Origin of the sequence: Pseudomonas sp. stari2 (assembly GCF_040760005.1) — a bacterium.
Classification (GTDB): domain Bacteria; phylum Pseudomonadota; class Gammaproteobacteria; order Pseudomonadales; family Pseudomonadaceae; genus Aquipseudomonas.
Genome location: NZ_CP099760.1, coordinates 692,734 through 709,395, shown reverse-complemented (window position 1 = coordinate 709,395; position 16,662 = coordinate 692,734). Strand labels below are relative to the sequence as shown.

The window sequence follows — 16,662 nt, the reverse complement described above, 5'->3', positions numbered from 1 at the left end:
ATCTTCCTGTTCAGCCTTTATTCGCACGCCTAGACTCGGCCCATTCCAAAAAAAGGTAGGCCGCCATGTCCGAGACGCTGCTCAGTTCCCGCAATCTGGCTTTCGAGCTGTACGAAGTCCTCGATGCCGAGGGCCTGACCCGGCGCGAGCGGTTTGCCGAGCACAACCGCGAAACCTTCGATGCCGCCATCGGCACGGCGCGCAACATCGCCGAGAAGTACTTCGCACCGCACAATCGCAAGGGCGACGAGAACGAGCCGCGCTACGAGAACGGTCAGGCGATTCTGATTCCCGAAGTGAAACCGGCGGTGGATGCCTTCCTCGAAGCCGGATTCCTCAACGCTGCGCGCAGTTTCGACGCTGGCGGCATGCAACTGCCTACATTGTTGTCCCAGGCCTGCTTCGCTCACTTTCAGTCGGCCAACGCCGCTTCGACCTCCTATCCGTTCCTGACCATGGGCGCGGCCAATCTGATCGAAAGTTTCGGCACCGAGGAGCAGAAGCAACGCTTCCTGCAACCGATGATCGATGGCCGTTTCTTCGGCACCATGGCCCTGACCGAGCCCCATGCCGGCTCGTCGCTGTCGGATATTCGCACCCGTGCAGAGCCTGCGTCCGACGGCACTTATCACCTCAAGGGCAACAAGATCTTCATCTCCGGCGGCGATCACCCGCTCTCGGAAAACATCGTGCACATGGTGCTGGCCAAACTGCCGGACGCGCCAGCCGGGGTGAAGGGCATTTCGCTGTTCATCGTGCCCAAGTTTCTGGTCAACGATGACGGCAGTCTGGGCAAGCGCAACGACGTGCTGCTGGCCGGGCTGTTCCACAAGATGGGCTGGCGCGGAACGACGTCCACGGCGCTGAACTTCGGCGATAGCGGCGAGTGTGTCGGCTATCTGGTGGGCAAGCCGCATCACGGTTTGAGCTACATGTTCCAGATGATGAACGAGGCGCGGATCGGCGTCGGCATGGGCGCGGTGATGCTTGGTTATGCCGGCTATTTGTACTCGCTGGAATACGCTCGCGAACGTCCACAGGGCCGAGTGCCGGACAGCAAGGACCCGACGACGGCGCCGGTGGCAATCATTCAGCACGCCGATGTCAGACGCATGCTGCTGACGCAGAAATCCTACGTCGAAGGTGCGTTCGATCTCGGCCTGTATGCGGCGCGACTGTTCGATGACACCACCACACTGGAAACCGAAGCCGAGCGCAAGCAAGCTCACGAGCTACTGGATTTGCTGACACCGATCGTCAAATCCTGGCCATCGGAGTTCTGCCTGAAGGCCAACGAACTGGCGATCCAGATTCTCGGCGGCCACGGTTACACCCGCGAATACCCGGTGGAGCAGTACTACCGCGACAACCGCCTGAACCCGATCCACGAAGGCACCCACGGCATTCAGTCGCTGGACTTGCTGGGACGCAAACTCGCGCAGAACGGTGGCGCCGGGCTCAAGCAACTGATGCGCCTGATCGCCGACACCGCCGAACGCGCGGTGGCGTATGAATCGTTGACCGCACTGCGTGAACCGCTGGAGAAACTGGTCGCGCGTCTGCAGACCGTGACCATTGGCCTGCTGACTGACCTGGCCCAGGGCAAGGTCAACAGCAGCCTGGCGAATTCGGCGCTGTACCTGAAAGTGTTCGGGCATGCAGTGATCGGCTGGCGCTGGCTGGAACAGGCGATTCGCGCCGAGGAAGGGTTGGCCAAGGGCAATGTGGCGGACGCCGACTTCTATAAGGGCAAGTTGCAGGCGGCGCGATATTTTCTGACATGGGAAGTGCCGGGGTGCCAGCATGAGCTGACGTTGCTGGAGACGCGGGATGATACGTGTCTGGCAATGCAGGATGCGTGGTTCTGATACCTTAGCGATCGTTCCCACGCTCCGCGTGGGAACGATCAGCGCCTCTACAGGGAACGATCAGTCAGCTCAGTTTGAACCCACCCATCTGCCGCGCCAGATCATCCGCCAACCGCTGCAACATCTGACAATCCTCACGACAAGCGCGAACCTCCCCCGCCGTGGCCCGCGCCAGATCGGAAATCCCCTGCACATTGCGATTGATCTCTTCGGTCACCGCCGACTGCTCTTCAGTCGCCGTCGCGACTTGATGGTTCATGTCGCTGATGCGTTCGACCTGCCCGGTAATCGCGGTCAGTGACGCCCCGGTACGCTGACTCGATTCAACGCCGGTTCCCGTCGCGGCCTGGCCGGTGCGCATCGATGACACCGCATTCTCCGCACCCTGCTTGAGGCTGCCGATCATCTGCTGAATCTCGTCGGTAGACGCCTGAGTGCGGCGCGCCAGCGTCCGCACTTCATCGGCCACCACCGCAAAACCACGCCCCATATCGCCGGCCCGCGCCGCCTCGATCGCCGCGTTCAACGCCAACAGATTGGTCTGTTCGGACACCCCGCGAATCACCGCCAGTACCTGATCGATCGACGCCACCTGATGCGCCAGCTCACCCACTGCCCCGGCCGCGACGCCGATTTCATCAGACATGCTTTCTATATGGCGAATCGACCCGCCGACCACTTCCCGCGCCTGCATCGCTTCATCGCGAGCGGTTTGCGAGGCGAGCGCCGCATTACCGGCGTTCTGGGCGATCTCCTGCACGGTCAGGCCCATTTCGTGGACGGCGGTGGCGACCATGTCGGTCATTTCCTGCTGGCGACCGGAGCGCTCGGCGGTGTTATCCACAACCCTGGCAACCTGACCGACGGCGACGCGCAGACGCTCGCTGGTGGTCAGCACTTCGCCGATCATCCCGCGCTGGCTGTCGAGGAAACGGTTGAAGCCACGGGCAAGGTCGCCCAGTTCATCGGCGCGACTGGAATCTAACCGATGGGTCAAATCTCCACCACCGCTACCGATTGCTACCAGTGCGGCTGTTACCTGACGAATCGGGCGCACCAATCCCTGGGCCAGCCAGATCACCAGTACCAGGCAAACCAGCGCCACCGCCAGACCGATACCGCTACTCATCCACATCGCCCGCCGGGCTTCGGCGTAGATCTGCGACTGTGGCACTTCGGCCACCAGCGTCCAGCCGAGATCGCGCAAAGGCAGGCTGAAGGCGAGGAAGTCTTCGCCGTCGCGCTGGAAGCTGCTGTTGGTCGCCACTTTATGGCCCATGACCGCTTGCGCCGCATTGGCGCCGATCTGCTCCGTGAGGGTGCGTTTGCCGCTGAACTGCGCCTCGGGATGGACCTGGATCAAACCGTCGGAACGCACAAGATAGACCTTCCCGCGCTCGCCGAAGCTGAAGTTGTGAATCAGCTCGGACAGCTCTTTCATGCTCAATCCAAGCCCCGCCACGCCGACCACTTTGCCGGCCTGCTCGACTTTCAAATCGATGAACAGCGCCAACTCTCCAGTGGCCCCGTCATTGTCGATGTTCAGGGTTCGGGGCTGATTGCTGTCGAGGAAAGAATAAAACCACGCATCGGCCGGTTTGGATCGACTAAGGGTGCGATCCAGGCCTTTTTCGGTGATGTAGTGATTGGATTCCGTGCCGATGATCAGCGCGGTAAACGCCTTGTGTTCGGCGCGGATGCCTTCCAGATATTGCGCGAAGCCTGCCGTTTTAGCGGAATCTTCGCCATTGGCCAGCCAATCGCGGACCATCGTGTTGCTGGCGATGTCTTTGGCGGCGGTGAGGGGCTGAACGAGGATTCGTTCGATGTCGTTGCGCGTCGCTTCGATGCTCGACGGCAACGCCTGTTCGACCAGATAGCTCTGGGCGAGGCGGTTGACCACCAGGGTATAAATGCCAACCACGATCAGGATGCTGACCAGCAGGGCGGTGCCCATGCCGAGGATCAACTGCCATTGAATACTGCGACGCCAGAACTGCATGAAGCACCCCCAAAGAATAAGAGGCTGAAACACTGCAACAGCCGTGCCGATTGTATACAGCGCAATCGACAATCTTATTCTTTGGTTGTGCGCAACCCCATCAACCCTGATTGATGGTCTTGGCGATAGTCTCGACCGTGGCGCTGACTTGCTCTTGGTAACGTTCGAGTTCCTGCTGGTGCTGCTTTTTCATTTCAATCTGCTGCGAGCACAGATTCATCGCCGCCAGCACCAGCAGGCGGTCGCCGATCAGCGTCGGGTATTTGCGTTTGGTGTCGGCCAGTGCGGCCTTGAGCATCAATGCGGCGTCCAGCAGGGTCTGTTCTTCCCCGGCCGGTGCCTTGATCGAATAGTCCTCCCCGAGAATGGAGATGACTTTTACCCCTGCTGTGCCGTGGTTCATGCGCTGACAGGACCTGCATTGACGCGATCAACCAGGGCCTGGATGCGTGCGGCGGTGGCGCCGTGCTTTTCTTCCTGTTCCATCAGGCTCAGTTGCAGGCTCTCGTTTTCATCCTTGACCTGGGCCAGTTCCGTGGACAGGGTCTGGTTGGTTTCCGACAGGGTCTGGTTCTGTTGCACCAGATCGCTGACGAGCTGTTCCAATTGGCTGAGGGATGCTTCCAACATTTTGATCTTCCAGGGCTTTTTCAAAGGGCGCGTACGATAAAGAAAAGTCGTCGTGGATGCCAGGATTAAACCGGCGCAAGGCCTTGATTTTCCTGGCAGTCGACCATTCCTGCGAGTGTTAGAGACTGTGATCTGCCGATCTGGTTCCTGCACTTCGTCGCCCGCCCCCTTATGCGACAAATACGCGCACCGCCTCAAGACTTTAGTCGTATGACCGATAAGTCATCCAACAGCAGTCTCAGCCCGCATGGATGCGGCCCTTCCTCGGTATCCGCCACATGTCTCTTCGCAATATGAATATCGCCCCCCGGGCGTTCACCGGTTTCGCCCTGATCGGCGGCCTGATGCTGATCCTCGGTGTGTTCGCCCTGAACCAGATGAGCAAGATCCGCGGCGCCGCCGAAAACATCACCACCACCAGCGTGCCGAGCATCAAGAACCTCGACGAGTTCACCCAGTTGACCCTGCGTCTGCGGGTGCTGTCGTACCGCTTGCTGGTGAACCGTGAGCCGGACGTCCAGCAGAAAACCGTCGAGCTGCTGGAAATGCGCAACCAGCAGATCCGCAAGGCCCAGACCGACTACGAGCCGCTGATCGGCAGCCCGCAGGAACGTGCGGCCTACGATCAATACGTGCAGTTGCTGGGCCAGTACCGCCAGATCGAAGACCGGATGAAAACCCTGTCGCGCAACAACCAGGTGGATGAGCTGCGCAACCTGCTGAACACCGAATTGCTGAACAACTCCGAAGCAATGAACACCGTGCTCAACCGCCTGATGCAGATCAACGGCGAGCAGATCAGCCAGACCAACCAGCAAGCCGCCGAGCAGTTTTCTTCGGCCTTCAATCTGGTGGTGACACTGCTGGTGATCGCGACCGGCCTTACCTTCCTCTTTGCCTGGCTACTGACCCTGAGCATCACCAAGCCGATCTCGAAAGCACTGGATGCCGCGGAAACCATCGCCGAAGGCAACCTGACCCAGCCGATCCACGTTGACGGCACCGACGAAGCCGGGCGCCTGCTGGCGGCCATGGCCAAGATGCAGTCGAAGCTGCGCGACACCCTGCAGCGAATTTCCGGCTCGGCCACCCAACTGGCGTCCGCTGCCGAAGAGCTGAACAGCGTCACCGACGAAAGCGCCCGTGGCCTGACCCAGCAGAACAACGAAATCGAACAGGCCGCCACGGCAGTCAACGAGATGACCAGCGCCGTGGAAGAGGTCGCACGCAACGCCGTCAGCACCTCGGAAGCCTCGAAGTACGCCACCACCTCCGCCGGCGACGGCCGCGATCTGGTGCAGGAAACCGTCAGCGCCATCGAACGCATGAGCGCCGACGTGCAGAGCACTGCGACCCTGATTGGCGATCTGGCCAACGAATCCCGCGACATCGGCAAAGTGCTGGACGTGATCCGTGGTCTGGCCGATCAGACCAACCTGTTGGCGCTCAACGCCGCTATCGAAGCAGCCCGTGCCGGTGAAGCCGGTCGTGGTTTTGCCGTGGTGGCCGACGAAGTCCGTGCTTTGGCGCACCGCACCCAGCAGTCGACCAGCGAAATCGAACGCATGATCGGCAGCATCCAGAGCGGCACCGAACACGCGGTGGATTCGATGCGCAACAGCACTGAACGCGCCGAATCGACCCTGAACATCGCCCGTGGCGCCGGCCTGTCGCTGGACACCATCAACACCGCCATCGTCGAGATCAACGAGCGCAACCTGGTGATCGCCAGCGCTGCCGAAGAACAGGCGCAGGTAGCGCGGGAAGTGGACCGCAACCTGGTGAACATCCGCGATCTGTCGGTGCAATCGGCAACCGGCGCGAATCAGACCAGTGCGGCGAGCAACGAGCTGTCGCGCCTGGCGCTGGATCTGAACAATATGGTTGGGCGGTTCAGCCTGTAACCTTCCACATGGCTGATCGTTCCCACGCCTGTGGGAACGATCTTGCACTCCGCGCAAAAACCTTTTTGACAGCATCACATTTCAACAGGTTAGAATCGCTGGCACGCAGACTGCATGGTCAGTTTGTGCCCGTCTTTCCGCTTCTGGAGTACTGCCTTTGAATGCGACGACCATCAACAGCCTGTTCTTGATCGGCGCGTTGCTGGTAGGTGCGAGCATTCTTGTCAGTTCCCTTTCGTCGCGTCTCGGCATCCCGATTCTGGTGATCATCCTCGCGGTCGGCATGACTGCCGGGGTCGATGGCGGCGGCATCATTTTCGATAACTACCCGACGGCCTATCTGGTCGGCAACCTCGCACTCGCGGTGATTCTGCTCGACGGCGGCTTGCGCACCCGGGTGTCGAGTTTCCGCGTGGCCCTGTGGCCGGCCTTGTCGCTGGCCACGGTCGGCGTCCTTATCACCACCGGCCTCACCGGCATGGCTGCCGCGTGGCTGTTCGACCTGAATCTGATTCAGGGCCTTCTGATCGGCGCCATCGTCGGTTCCACAGACGCCGCGGCGGTGTTCTCGCTACTCGGCGGCAAGGGCCTGAACGAGCGGGTGACCGCCAGTCTGGAAATCGAATCCGGCAGCAACGACCCGATGGCGGTGTTCCTTACCGTGACCCTGATCGACATGCTCGCCAGCGGCCAGACCGGCCTGCACTGGAACCTGCTGACCCACCTGATCCGCGAGTTCGGTATCGGTGGCGTGATCGGCCTCGGCGGCGGCTGGCTGATGCTGCAACTGGTCAACCGGATCAACCTCGCCACCGGCCTCTATCCGATCCTGGTGATAGCTGGCGGTCTGGTGGTGTTTGCCCTGACCAACGCCCTGCATGGCAGCGGCTTCCTCGCCGTGTACCTGTGCGGCCTGGTGATCGGCAACCGTCCGGTGCGCAGCCGCCACGGCATCCTGCACATGCTCGATGGCATGGCGTGGCTGGCGCAGATCGGCATGTTCCTGGTGCTGGGTTTGCTGGTCACTCCGCACGATTTGCTGCCGATCGCCTTGCCGGCCCTGGGTCTGGCGCTGTGGATGATTCTGTTCGCGCGGCCGCTGTCGGTGGTGGTCGGGTTGCTGCCGTTCAAGGCATTCCATGGTCGCGAAAAGGCCTTCATTTCCTGGGTCGGCCTGCGTGGCGCGGTACCGATCATTCTGGCGGTGTTCCCGCTGATGGCCGGCCTGCCGAATGCGCAGTTGTACTTCAACCTAGCGTTCTTCATCGTGCTGGTGTCGCTGCTGGTGCAGGGCACGAGCCTGCCGTGGGTGGCCAGACTGCTCAAGGTAACGGTCCCGCCGGAGCCCGCGCCGATCTCCCGCTCGGCACTGGAAGTGCACATCACCAGCGAGTGGGAACTGTTCGTTTACAAGCTCGGTGCGGAGAAATGGTGCATCGGTTCCCCCCTGCGCGAGCTGAAAATGCCCGAAGGCACCCGTATCGCCGCCCTGTTTCGCGGTCAGCAACTGCTCCATCCGTCGGGTAGCACGGTGCTGGAAGTCGATGATTTGCTGTGTGTTATCGGCCATGAACACAACCTGCCGGCCCTTGGAAAACTGTTCAGCCAGGCGCCGCAACGAGGCCTCGACCTGCGCTTCTTCGGCGACTTCGTACTCGAAGGAGACGCCCAGCTCAAAGCGGTTGCGGCCCTCTACGGCCTGTCGGCCGAGGGCATCGATCCGGACATGACCCTGGGCCACTTCATTGCCCAGAAAGTCGGCGGTGCACCGATCGTTGGCGACCAGGTGGAATGGAACAACACCCACTGGACGGTGGCGGTCATGGACGGGAACAAGATCGCCAAAGTGGGCGTCAGATTCCCCGAAGGAAGTCGCCCGGGGCCCGGGCTCTTCCTCTAAACTGCCTCCACTCTCACTTGCTTGACCGGTCTCTATGCCTACCCTGCGCTCCTTTTTCCTCGCGGCCCTGCTGGGCCTGAGTCTCACTGTCGGCCCGCTGCAGGCCGCAGAACCGCCGTCCAGCGAAGCCGTGCAGGCAAACCTGGACAAGCTCACCGACAGCAAACTGCCCGAGGCCGACAAAAAGGCCCTGCAAACGCTCCTGCAAAACACGCTGAACCAGCTCAACAACCGGCGTGACTACGATCAGAAGCTGATTGACCTCAAGCAGCAACTGGCCACAGCGCCGAAACAGACCATCGAGAACACCCGCGAACTGGCACGCCTCAAAGCCACGGCCGTGGTACCGGTAGCGCAGCGCTTCACCAAAGAGAACATCCAGCAACTGGAGCAGATACTCACCGAGCGCTCGACCCAGCAAAGCGACCTGCAAAAAGCCCTGGCCGACGCCAACAGCCTGATCATCACCGCCCAGACCCGTCCGGAGCGCGCCCAGGCAGAAATCGCCAGCAGCCAGACACGCATCCAGCAGATCAACAGCATCCTCAAGACCGGCAAGGACAGCGGCAAGACCCTGAGCGCCGAGCAACGCGACCTGCTCAACGCCGAGCTGGCAGCACTCAATGCACTGATCCCGTTGCGCCGCCAGGAACTGGCCGGCAACAACCAGTTGCAGGATCTGGGCAACAGCCAGCATGACCTGCTCACGGAAAAATCCGACCGGCTGGACCACGAGATTCAGGAACTGCAGACCCTGATCAACCAGAAGCGTCTGACCCTGTCTCAGGAAACCGTGACGCAGCAGTCGATCGAGGCTCAGAAGTCCGGCAGCAGCACCCTGCTCGCCACTGAAAGCGCGGCCAATCTCAAACTCTCCGACTACTTGCTCAAAAGCACCGACCGCCTCAACGAGCTGACCCAGCAGAACTTGCAGACCAAGCAACAACTGGACAGCGTGACCCAGAGCGATTCGGCCCTCGACGAGCAGATCAACGTGCTCAAGGGCAGCCTGCTGCTGTCGAAAATTCTCTATAAACAAAAGCAGGCGCTGCCACGCCTCAAAGTCGACCGCGACCTGGCGGACCAGATCGCCGACATTCGCCTGTACCAGTTCGAAATCAACCAACAGCGCGAACAGTTGAGCAATCCGGCGACTTACGTCGACAACCTGCTGTCCACCCAGCCGCCGGAGCAAGTCACGCCACAACTGCGCAAGAGTCTGCTGGAGCTGGCCAACACCCGTGTCGATCTGCTGGAGCGGCTGAGTCGCGAATTGAGCGCGATGCTCAATGAATCGATCACCCTGCAACTGAACCAGAAGCAACTGCTGAGCACCGCGCAAAGCCTGCGCGCGACCCTCGACGAACAGATGTTCTGGATTCCCAGCAACAAGCCGCTGGACTCAGAGTGGCTGCGCGGTGTGCCGGAGCGCCTGAAACGCCAGATCGACACCCTGCCGCTGGCCTCCAGCCTCAGCGAACTGACCGACGGTCTGACCCAGCGCCCGCTGTTGTTCCTGCCACTGGCGCTGCTGATCGGCGCCTTGCTGTGGCGGCGCAAGCAGCTGTATGCACGCCTGAACAAGGTTCACCAGGACATCGGCCACTTCAAGCGCGACAGCCAGTGGCACACGCCGCAGGCGATCCTGATCAACATCCTGCTGGCGATGCCGGTGGCGCTGGGCCTCGCCTTGTGCGGGCTGGCGCTGCAGATCGACGCCCGAGGACAGAACGCCAACATGGGCGCCGCCCTGCTGCAAATGGGCCAGGCGTGGCTGGTGTTTTACACCGCTTACCGGATCCTTGCGCCGGGCGGTGTGGCTGAACTGCACTTCCGCTGGGAGAAGCCGCAGGTTGAATTCCTCCAGGGCTGGGTGCGGCGTCTCGGCCTGGTGGTCATGGCTCTCGTGGCGGTGGTGGCAGTCGCCGAGCTGCAACCGGCGGCGCTGGCCGATGACGTCATCGGCATGCCGGTGGTGCTGACTTGCTACGCGCTGATGGCGTGGTTGCTCAGTCGCCTGCTGATCAGTAGCCCGACCCACGAAAACGCCTCGCTGTTCCGCAAGGCCGTGGGGATCATGTTCACCCTGCTGCCCATCGCGCTGTTTGTCGCGGTGTGCTTCGGCTACTACTACACCGCGCTGAAACTCAGCGACCGTTTGATCAACACGCTGTACCTGCTGATGTTCTGGCTGGTGATCGAGGCGACTTTCGTCCGTGGTCTGGCGGTTGCGGCTCGGCGTCTGGCCTACCAGCGCGCCCTGGCCAAACGTCAGGCAGCCAAAGAAGCCGGCGACGGCGAAGCGGTGATCGAAGAACCGACCCTCGACATCGAGAAGGTCAACGAACAGTCCCTGCGCCTGATACGCCTGGCCCTGCTCGGCGGTTTCATCGCCGCGCTGTACTGGGTCTGGGCCGACCTGATCACGGTGTTCTCGTACCTCGACAACATCACCCTCTACGAATACACCAGCGGCACCGGCGCCAACATGAGCATGGTGCCGATCAGCATCGGCGACATGCTCGGCGCGCTGATCATCATCGGCATTACCTTTGCGCTCGCACGCAACCTGCCAGGCCTGCTTGAAGTATTCGTGCTGTCGAAACTCAATCTGGCCCAGGGCAGCGCCTACGCGACTACCACGTTGTTGTCCTACGTGATCGCCGGGGTCGGTTTCGTCTCGACCCTGTCGACCCTCGGCGTGAGCTGGGACAAGTTGCAATGGCTGGTGGCGGCACTGTCGGTCGGCCTCGGTTTCGGCATGCAGGAGATCTTCGCGAATTTCATCTCCGGCATCATGATCCTGTTCGAACGCCCGGTACGGATCGGCGACACCATCACCATTGGCAATCTGTCGGGCACCGTGAGCAAGATCCGCATCCGCGCCACGACCATTACCGACTTCGACCGCAAGGACATCATTGTCCCGAACAAGACGTTCATCACCGGGCAACTGATCAACTGGTCGCTGACCGACACCATTACCCGGGTGACGCTGAAACTCGGCGTGGATTACGGTTCCGATCTGGATCTGGTCAAGGAACTGCTGCTCAAGGCCGCCCGGGAAAACCCGCGCGTACTCAAAGAACCCGAGCCGCACGTGTACTTCCTCAACTTCGGCGAAAGCACTCTCGATCATGAGCTGCGTATGCATGTGCGCGACCTCGGTGATCGCAACCCGGTGATCGACGAGGTCAACCGCTTCATCAACCGCGAGTTCAAGAAACAGCACATCAACATCTCGTTCCGGCAGATGGAGGTGTACCTGAAGAACCTCCACGGTCAGGAGTACAAACTGGTGCCGGTCGAAGACGACAGCAAAACCACCGTACCCGTCAGCGACGAGCAAAAACCGCTGCAAGAGCCGCCGCCCGCCAAACTCGACTAACCCGACCATTCCCAGCAGAATGCTCGGACATTCTGCTGGAGCCGGCCCTTGAAAGCCCTCGACGAACTGACCTTCGATAACCGCTTCGCCCGCCTGGGCGACGCGTTCTCGGCCCATGTGCTGCCCGAACCGATTGACAATCCGCGACTGGTGGTTGCCAGCCCGGCGGCCCTGGCGCTGCTGGATCTGGAACCGGCGACGGCCAACACCCAGGAGTTCGCTGAACTGTTCGGCGGGCACAAGTTGTGGGCCGATGCGGAGCCGCGGGCGATGGTCTATTCCGGGCATCAGTTCGGCGGCTACACCCCGCAACTGGGCGATGGTCGCGGGCTGCTGCTGGGCGAGGTCTACAACGCCGCTGGCGAGCACTGGGACTTGCACCTCAAGGGCGCCGGGCAGACACCGTTTTCGCGCATGGGCGATGGTCGTGCCGTGCTGCGTTCGTCGATCCGTGAATTTCTCGCATCCGAAGCGCTGTATGCGCTGAACATCCCGTCTTCACGTGCCGCGTGCGTGATCGGTTCCGATACCCCGGTCTGGCGCGAAAAGCAGGAACGCGCCGCAATGGTGCTGCGCCTGGCGCCAAGCCACATCCGCTTCGGCCATTTCGAATATTTCTATTACACCAAGCGTCCCGAGCAGCAGAAGTTGCTCGGCGAACACGTGTTGGCGATGCACTTCCCCGAGTGCCTGGAACAGCCGGAACCGTACCTGGCGATGTTCCGCGAAATCGTCGAGCGCAACGCCGAACTGATCGCCAAGTGGCAGGCCTACGGTTTCTGCCACGGGGTGATGAACACCGACAACATGTCGATCCTCGGCATCACCTTCGACTTCGGCCCGTTCGCTTTTCTAGATGACTTCGACGCGAACTTCATCTGCAACCACTCTGATGATCAGGGTCGTTACTCGTTCAGCAATCAGGTGCCCGTCGGCCAGTGGAACCTCAGCGCCCTGGCCCAGGCCCTGACGCCGTTCATCAGCGTCGAAGCCTTGCGCGAAACCCTTGGCCTGTACCTGCCACTGTTCCAGGCGCACTACCTCGACCTGATGCGCCGCCGTTTAGGCCTCACCACGGCCGAGGACGACGACCAGCAATTGCTGGAGCAACTGCTGCAACTGATGCAGAACAGCGGCGTCGACTACACGCTGTTTTTCCGTCATCTGGGCGAAGAATCCGCAGACCAGGCGGTTGCCCGGTTGCGCGATGACTTTGTGGATATCCGAGGTTTCGATGCCTGGGGCGAGCGCTATGTCGACCGTGTCGCACGCGATGGCGCCACCGATCAGGAACAGCGCCGCGCGCGGATGCACGCGGTGAACCCGCTGTACATCCTGCGCAATTACCTGGCGCAGAAGGCGATTGATGCTGCCGAGCAAGGCGACTACTCAGAAGTGCGTCGTCTGCATGCGGTGTTGAGCAATCCATTCGAGGAACAGCCTGGAATGGAAAGCTATGCGGAACGGCCGCCGGAGTGGGGCAAGCATCTGGAGATCAGTTGTTCATCGTGAGTGCGACGACTTGAACCTTGATAATCGATCCGTACGGCTCCAGATCAGCCGTACGATCACACTCTTTTCATCGAGCCCGACATGACCGACCCACTCCTCATCCCCTGCCCCTCCTGCAACGACCTCAACCGCATTCCCGCCGAGCGCCTCGGCGACCACCCGAAATGCGGGCGCTGCAAGTCCGAGGTGCTGTTGAACAAGCCGTTCGAACTCACGCAAAGCGATTACGCCAGCCAGATCAAGGGCGATCTGCCGTTGCTGGTGGACGTGTGGGCGGACTGGTGCGGGCCGTGCAAGTCGTTTGCGCCGGTGTTCGAGCAGGCGGCGGCGCAACTGGCGGGCAAATGCCGGCTGGCCAAGCTGGACAGTGAAGCCAATCAGCAGTTGTCGGCGCAGTTGGGGATTCGCTCGATTCCGAGCCTGATTCTGTTCAAAAACGGTCGTGAGGTGGCGCGGCAGAGCGGGGCGTTTCCGCTGCCGCAACTGATGGCGTGGCTGCGCAGCCAAGGCATCTGACACACCATCAGCCATGTGGGAGCTTGCTCCCACAGGGTTTTTTTCAGGCGTCTTCGAGCAGGTTGTGCAGCTCGACGAACTGCTGCGTCAGCTTGTGCCGCGGGTCGAGGTGGATCAGCGGTGTGCTGGCCTGGTGCGATTCGCGCATGCGTACCGAGCTGGCAAGGTACACCGGCAGCACCGGCAACCCTTCGGCGATCAATTCGTCGAGCATCTGCTGTGGCAGGCTGGCCCGGGCCTGGAACTGATTGACCACAATGCCTTCGACTTCCAGGCCTTCGTTGTGGTCGTCCTTCAACTCTTCGATCTCCGACATCAGCCCGTACAGCGCCTGACGGGAAAAGCTGTCGCAATCGAAGGGAATCAGCACACGATCAGCGGCAATCAGCGCGGATACCGCATAAAAGTTCAAGGCTGGCGGGGTATCGAGGTAGATGCGGTCGTATTCGCCGTCCAGCTCTTCCAGCAACTTACGCAGCTTGTTGATCTTGTGCTTGGCCTCGAGCTTGGGCTGCAGGTCGGCCAGTTCCGCCGTAGCGGTGATGATGTGCAGATTGTCGAACGGGGTTTCGTAGATATCCGCCTGGTTCTTCTTCGAAAACGGGCCCGAAGACAGGGTCTGCTTGAAGAAGTCGGCGATGCCCATCGGAATGTCATTACCGGTGAGCCCGGTCAGGTACTGAGTGGAGTTGGCCTGGGCATCGAGGTCTACCAACAGCGTGCGATAACCCTCGCTGGCGCTGACCGCCGCCAGATTGCAGGCGATGCTGGATTTGCCCACGCCACCTTTCTGATTGAACACCACGCGCCGCATGACAAAACCTCCGTGTATCAAAGAATGACCGAGTGTAGTAGTGCCCGGCCCCGCTTCGCTACCTTCGCGGACACGGACTACAGGGTCAGGCGCAAATATCTCAATAGTCACGGCGCAAATGCTGCCTTCGACCGCCGATATGCCCGACAGACAATCCCTTCACAATCCGGATAATGGCCAAATGATATTTTTTGCCATGTACCCTTTGGTCCATTTCAGAGCGCAAAATGTAACCAGCATTTGCTACACACTCGTCGCACCGGGATAATGCGCGCCACCCGGCGCCAAGCACCACGCCACTTTCGGCAAGGTCAGCTCCTCTGTGGCTTTGGCAGAACCGCGTCAAAAACAGCCCGCAGGGGCGGGATGAATGTCCGTGATCAACTTCAACATCGCCCAATGGCGCGCCTGGGCTCCCGGGCTCGACAGCGTGGACGCCTGGCAAGCCTGGAGCCGACAGCCGATCGTGCTCCCGAGCAGCGATGCCGCGCCCGATGTGTCGTTCCTTCCCGCGATGCAGCGCCGCCGACTCAGCCGCCTGGCGCGGATGGCCTTCAGTGTCGGCTGGCCACTGGCCGACGGTCGGGAAAACCTGCCACTGGTGTTTGTGTCCCGCCACGGTGAAACCCCGCGTACGTTCGACATCCTCAGCGACCTGGCCAACGAACAACCGCTTTCACCGACCCAATTCAGCCTCTCCGTGCACAACGCGATCATCGGCCTGTGGTCGATCATGCGCGGCGAAACCAGCGAAATGACGGCCCTCGCCGCCGCTGGCGACGGCCTCGAACACGGCGTGCTGGAAGCCGCCGCCCTGCTGGACGAAGGTGCTCCAGCGGTACTGTTGGTGATCACCGAAGAACAACCGCCCGCCGCCTATTCGGCGTGGATCGATGACGTGCCGTTTCCGTATGCGGTCGGCTTGCTGCTGACCCCCGGTACCGACTGGCGGCTGACCCTGAACAGCGCCCCCGAAGCACTGTCCAAAGCGCAATGGCCCCACGCGCTGCACCTGCTGCAAACCCTGCTCGGCCAGCAAACCCTTTGCCAACATGCCTGGAAAAATCGTGTATGGACCTGGCAACGCAACCCGTGACCGAAAAAAACCGCGACGCCTACTACTGGCGTCTGCTGGCCACCGCCACCAGCTTTGCCCTGTTCGGGCTGGGCGGGCTGTGCCTGCGCCTGTTGGTTTTTCCGCTGCTGGGCTGCCTGCCGGGTGACGCTAAAACCCATCGCGAGCGGGCACGGCAGACCGTCAGTCGGCTGTTCTGGTTTTTCGTCCGGTTCATGGCCCGCACCGGCGTGTTGACCTATGACATCCAGGGCGCCGAACGCCTCGGCCGGCCGGGGCAGATGATCATCGCCAACCACCCGTCTTTGATCGATGTGGTGTTCCTGATCGGCCTGGTGCGCCACGCCAATTGCGTGGTGAAGAAAAGCCTGTGGGAAAACCCTTTCACCCGCGGCCCGCTGCGCAGCACCGAATACATCAGCAACGACGGCAGCATGGACATGCTCGATGCCGCCGCCGGCGCATTGCAGGATGGCCAGACCCTGATCATTTTCCCGGAAGGCACGCGTACTCAGCCCGGCCAGGCCCCAGCCTTTCATCGGGGGGCAGCGGCCATCGCGCTGCGCGGTGCGAAAATCCTGACTCCGGTCATCATCAAGGTCAGCCCGACCACTTTGACCAAGGCCGAGCCGTGGTATCGCATCCCGAGCCGCCGTGTTCACTTCAGTTTTCGCGTCGGGGCCGATATAGACCCACAGACCTTTGCCGCACAAGGCCCTGCACCGCAGGCCTCGCGCAAGCTCAACGACTTTCTGCACCATTTTTTTATCAAGGAGCTCGCCGAAGATGAGCGATCTGCACCGTGAGATAAAACTGCTGATCATCGACGCCCTGGGCCTCGAAGACATCAGCGTCGACGACATCGGCGACGACCAGACGCTGTTCGGCGAGGGCCTGGGCCTGGATTCCGTCGACGCCCTGGAGCTTGGCCTGGCGATCCAGAAAAAGTACGGCATCAAGATCGACGCCGACGCCAAGGACACCCGCAACCATTTCACCAACGTGGCGAGCCTTGCGGCGTTCGTCACGGCAAAACAGGCAGCTTGAGACCGG

General features: G+C 61.2%; 13 protein-coding genes. 9 read left to right on the top strand and 4 right to left on the bottom strand.

What is annotated here, in order from left to right; all coding sequences use genetic code 11:
- Positions 1 to 65 precede the first annotated feature (65 nt).
- Complete coding sequence (locus NH234_RS03175; protein ID WP_085732605.1) at positions 66 to 1,868, top strand: acyl-CoA dehydrogenase; 1,803 nt, start codon at positions 66 to 68, stop codon at positions 1,866 to 1,868.
- A gap of 64 nt (positions 1,869 to 1,932) precedes the next feature.
- On the opposite strand, the gene NH234_RS03170 is transcribed toward NH234_RS03175, so the two are convergent.
- The 3 genes from NH234_RS03170 to zapB form a co-directional block, all read right to left on the bottom strand.
- Positions 1,933 to 3,870 carry a methyl-accepting chemotaxis protein gene (locus tag NH234_RS03170; RefSeq protein ID WP_085732604.1) on the bottom strand — a complete coding sequence of 646 codons (1,938 nt, stop codon included), beginning with the start codon at positions 3,868 to 3,870 and terminating at the stop codon, positions 1,933 to 1,935.
- Positions 3,871 to 3,970: 100 nt separating this feature from the next.
- Positions 3,971 to 4,273, bottom strand: a complete 303-nt coding sequence (locus NH234_RS03165) for a cell division protein ZapA (RefSeq protein ID WP_011332115.1) — start codon at positions 4,271 to 4,273, stop codon at positions 3,971 to 3,973.
- Positions 4,270 to 4,500, bottom strand: coding sequence for a cell division protein ZapB (zapB, locus tag NH234_RS03160; RefSeq protein WP_367255610.1), 231 nt, complete (start codon positions 4,498 to 4,500; stop codon positions 4,270 to 4,272). Before zapB ends, NH234_RS03165 begins: the two co-directional genes overlap by 4 nt.
- A gap of 278 nt (positions 4,501 to 4,778) precedes the next feature.
- On the opposite strand from zapB, the gene NH234_RS03155 reads away from it, so the two are divergent.
- The 5 genes from NH234_RS03155 (at position 4,779) to trxC (ending at position 13,720) form a co-directional block, all read left to right on the top strand.
- Positions 4,779 to 6,404 (top strand): methyl-accepting chemotaxis protein, encoded by a 1,626-nt coding sequence (locus NH234_RS03155; RefSeq protein ID WP_367255609.1) that lies wholly within the window; start codon positions 4,779 to 4,781, stop codon positions 6,402 to 6,404.
- Positions 6,405 to 6,561: 157 nt separating this feature from the next.
- On the top strand, positions 6,562 to 8,304 hold the full coding sequence (locus tag NH234_RS03150) for a potassium/proton antiporter (RefSeq protein WP_085732602.1): 1,743 nt from the start codon (positions 6,562 to 6,564) through the stop codon (positions 8,302 to 8,304).
- Positions 8,305 to 8,338: 34 nt separating this feature from the next.
- Positions 8,339 to 11,692 carry a mechanosensitive channel MscK gene (gene mscK / locus NH234_RS03145; RefSeq protein ID WP_367255608.1) on the top strand — a complete coding sequence of 1,118 codons (3,354 nt, stop codon included), beginning with the start codon at positions 8,339 to 8,341 and terminating at the stop codon, positions 11,690 to 11,692.
- A gap of 48 nt (positions 11,693 to 11,740) precedes the next feature.
- Complete coding sequence (gene selO / locus NH234_RS03140) at positions 11,741 to 13,204, top strand: protein adenylyltransferase SelO (protein ID WP_367255607.1); 1,464 nt, start codon at positions 11,741 to 11,743, stop codon at positions 13,202 to 13,204.
- An 81-nt stretch (positions 13,205 to 13,285) separates the two neighbouring features.
- Positions 13,286 to 13,720, top strand: a complete 435-nt coding sequence (gene trxC, locus NH234_RS03135) for a thioredoxin TrxC (RefSeq protein ID WP_367255606.1) — start codon at positions 13,286 to 13,288, stop codon at positions 13,718 to 13,720.
- A gap of 43 nt (positions 13,721 to 13,763) precedes the next feature.
- Here trxC and NH234_RS03130 read toward each other — a convergent pair whose 3' ends face one another.
- A complete protein-coding gene (locus NH234_RS03130; protein ID WP_085732598.1) occupies positions 13,764 to 14,534 on the bottom strand; it encodes a ParA family protein in 771 nt (256 codons plus the stop codon).
- A gap of 370 nt (positions 14,535 to 14,904) precedes the next feature.
- Between NH234_RS03130 and NH234_RS03125 the strand changes: the two genes are divergently transcribed.
- The 3 genes from NH234_RS03125 to NH234_RS03115 are packed head-to-tail and all read left to right on the top strand — an operon-like array spanning position 14,905 to position 16,656.
- A complete protein-coding gene (locus tag NH234_RS03125; protein ID WP_085732597.1) occupies positions 14,905 to 15,630 on the top strand; it encodes a beta-ketoacyl synthase chain length factor in 726 nt (241 codons plus the stop codon).
- The gene (locus NH234_RS03120) at positions 15,606 to 16,415 is read left to right on the top strand and encodes a lysophospholipid acyltransferase family protein (protein ID WP_367255605.1); all 810 of its coding nucleotides are present in this window, start codon (positions 15,606 to 15,608) and stop codon (positions 16,413 to 16,415) included. The genes NH234_RS03125 and NH234_RS03120 overlap by 25 nt, the downstream gene beginning before the upstream one ends.
- The gene (locus tag NH234_RS03115; RefSeq protein ID WP_085711082.1) at positions 16,396 to 16,656 is read left to right on the top strand and encodes a phosphopantetheine-binding protein; all 261 of its coding nucleotides are present in this window, start codon (positions 16,396 to 16,398) and stop codon (positions 16,654 to 16,656) included. Before NH234_RS03120 ends, NH234_RS03115 begins: the two co-directional genes overlap by 20 nt.
- Positions 16,657 to 16,662 lie beyond the last annotated feature (6 nt).

Coding starts and splice junctions, on each gene's coding strand:
- NH234_RS03175 (WP_085732605.1), top strand. CDS start 66: ATGTCCGAGACGCTGCTCAGTTCCCGCAATCTGGCTTTCGAGCTGTAC.
- NH234_RS03170 (WP_085732604.1), bottom strand. CDS start 3,870: ATGCAGTTCTGGCGTCGCAGTATTCAATGGCAGTTGATCCTCGGCATG.
- NH234_RS03165 (WP_011332115.1), bottom strand. CDS start 4,273: ATGAACCACGGCACAGCAGGGGTAAAAGTCATCTCCATTCTCGGGGAG.
- zapB (WP_367255610.1), bottom strand. CDS start 4,500: ATGTTGGAAGCATCCCTCAGCCAATTGGAACAGCTCGTCAGCGATCTG.
- NH234_RS03155 (WP_367255609.1), top strand. CDS start 4,779: ATGTCTCTTCGCAATATGAATATCGCCCCCCGGGCGTTCACCGGTTTC.
- mscK (WP_367255608.1), top strand. CDS start 8,339: ATGCCTACCCTGCGCTCCTTTTTCCTCGCGGCCCTGCTGGGCCTGAGT.
- trxC (WP_367255606.1), top strand. CDS start 13,286: ATGACCGACCCACTCCTCATCCCCTGCCCCTCCTGCAACGACCTCAAC.
- NH234_RS03130 (WP_085732598.1), bottom strand. CDS start 14,534: ATGCGGCGCGTGGTGTTCAATCAGAAAGGTGGCGTGGGCAAATCCAGC.
- NH234_RS03125 (WP_085732597.1), top strand. CDS start 14,905: ATGTCCGTGATCAACTTCAACATCGCCCAATGGCGCGCCTGGGCTCCC.
- NH234_RS03120 (WP_367255605.1), top strand. CDS start 15,606: ATGGACCTGGCAACGCAACCCGTGACCGAAAAAAACCGCGACGCCTAC.
- NH234_RS03115 (WP_085711082.1), top strand. CDS start 16,396: ATGAGCGATCTGCACCGTGAGATAAAACTGCTGATCATCGACGCCCTG.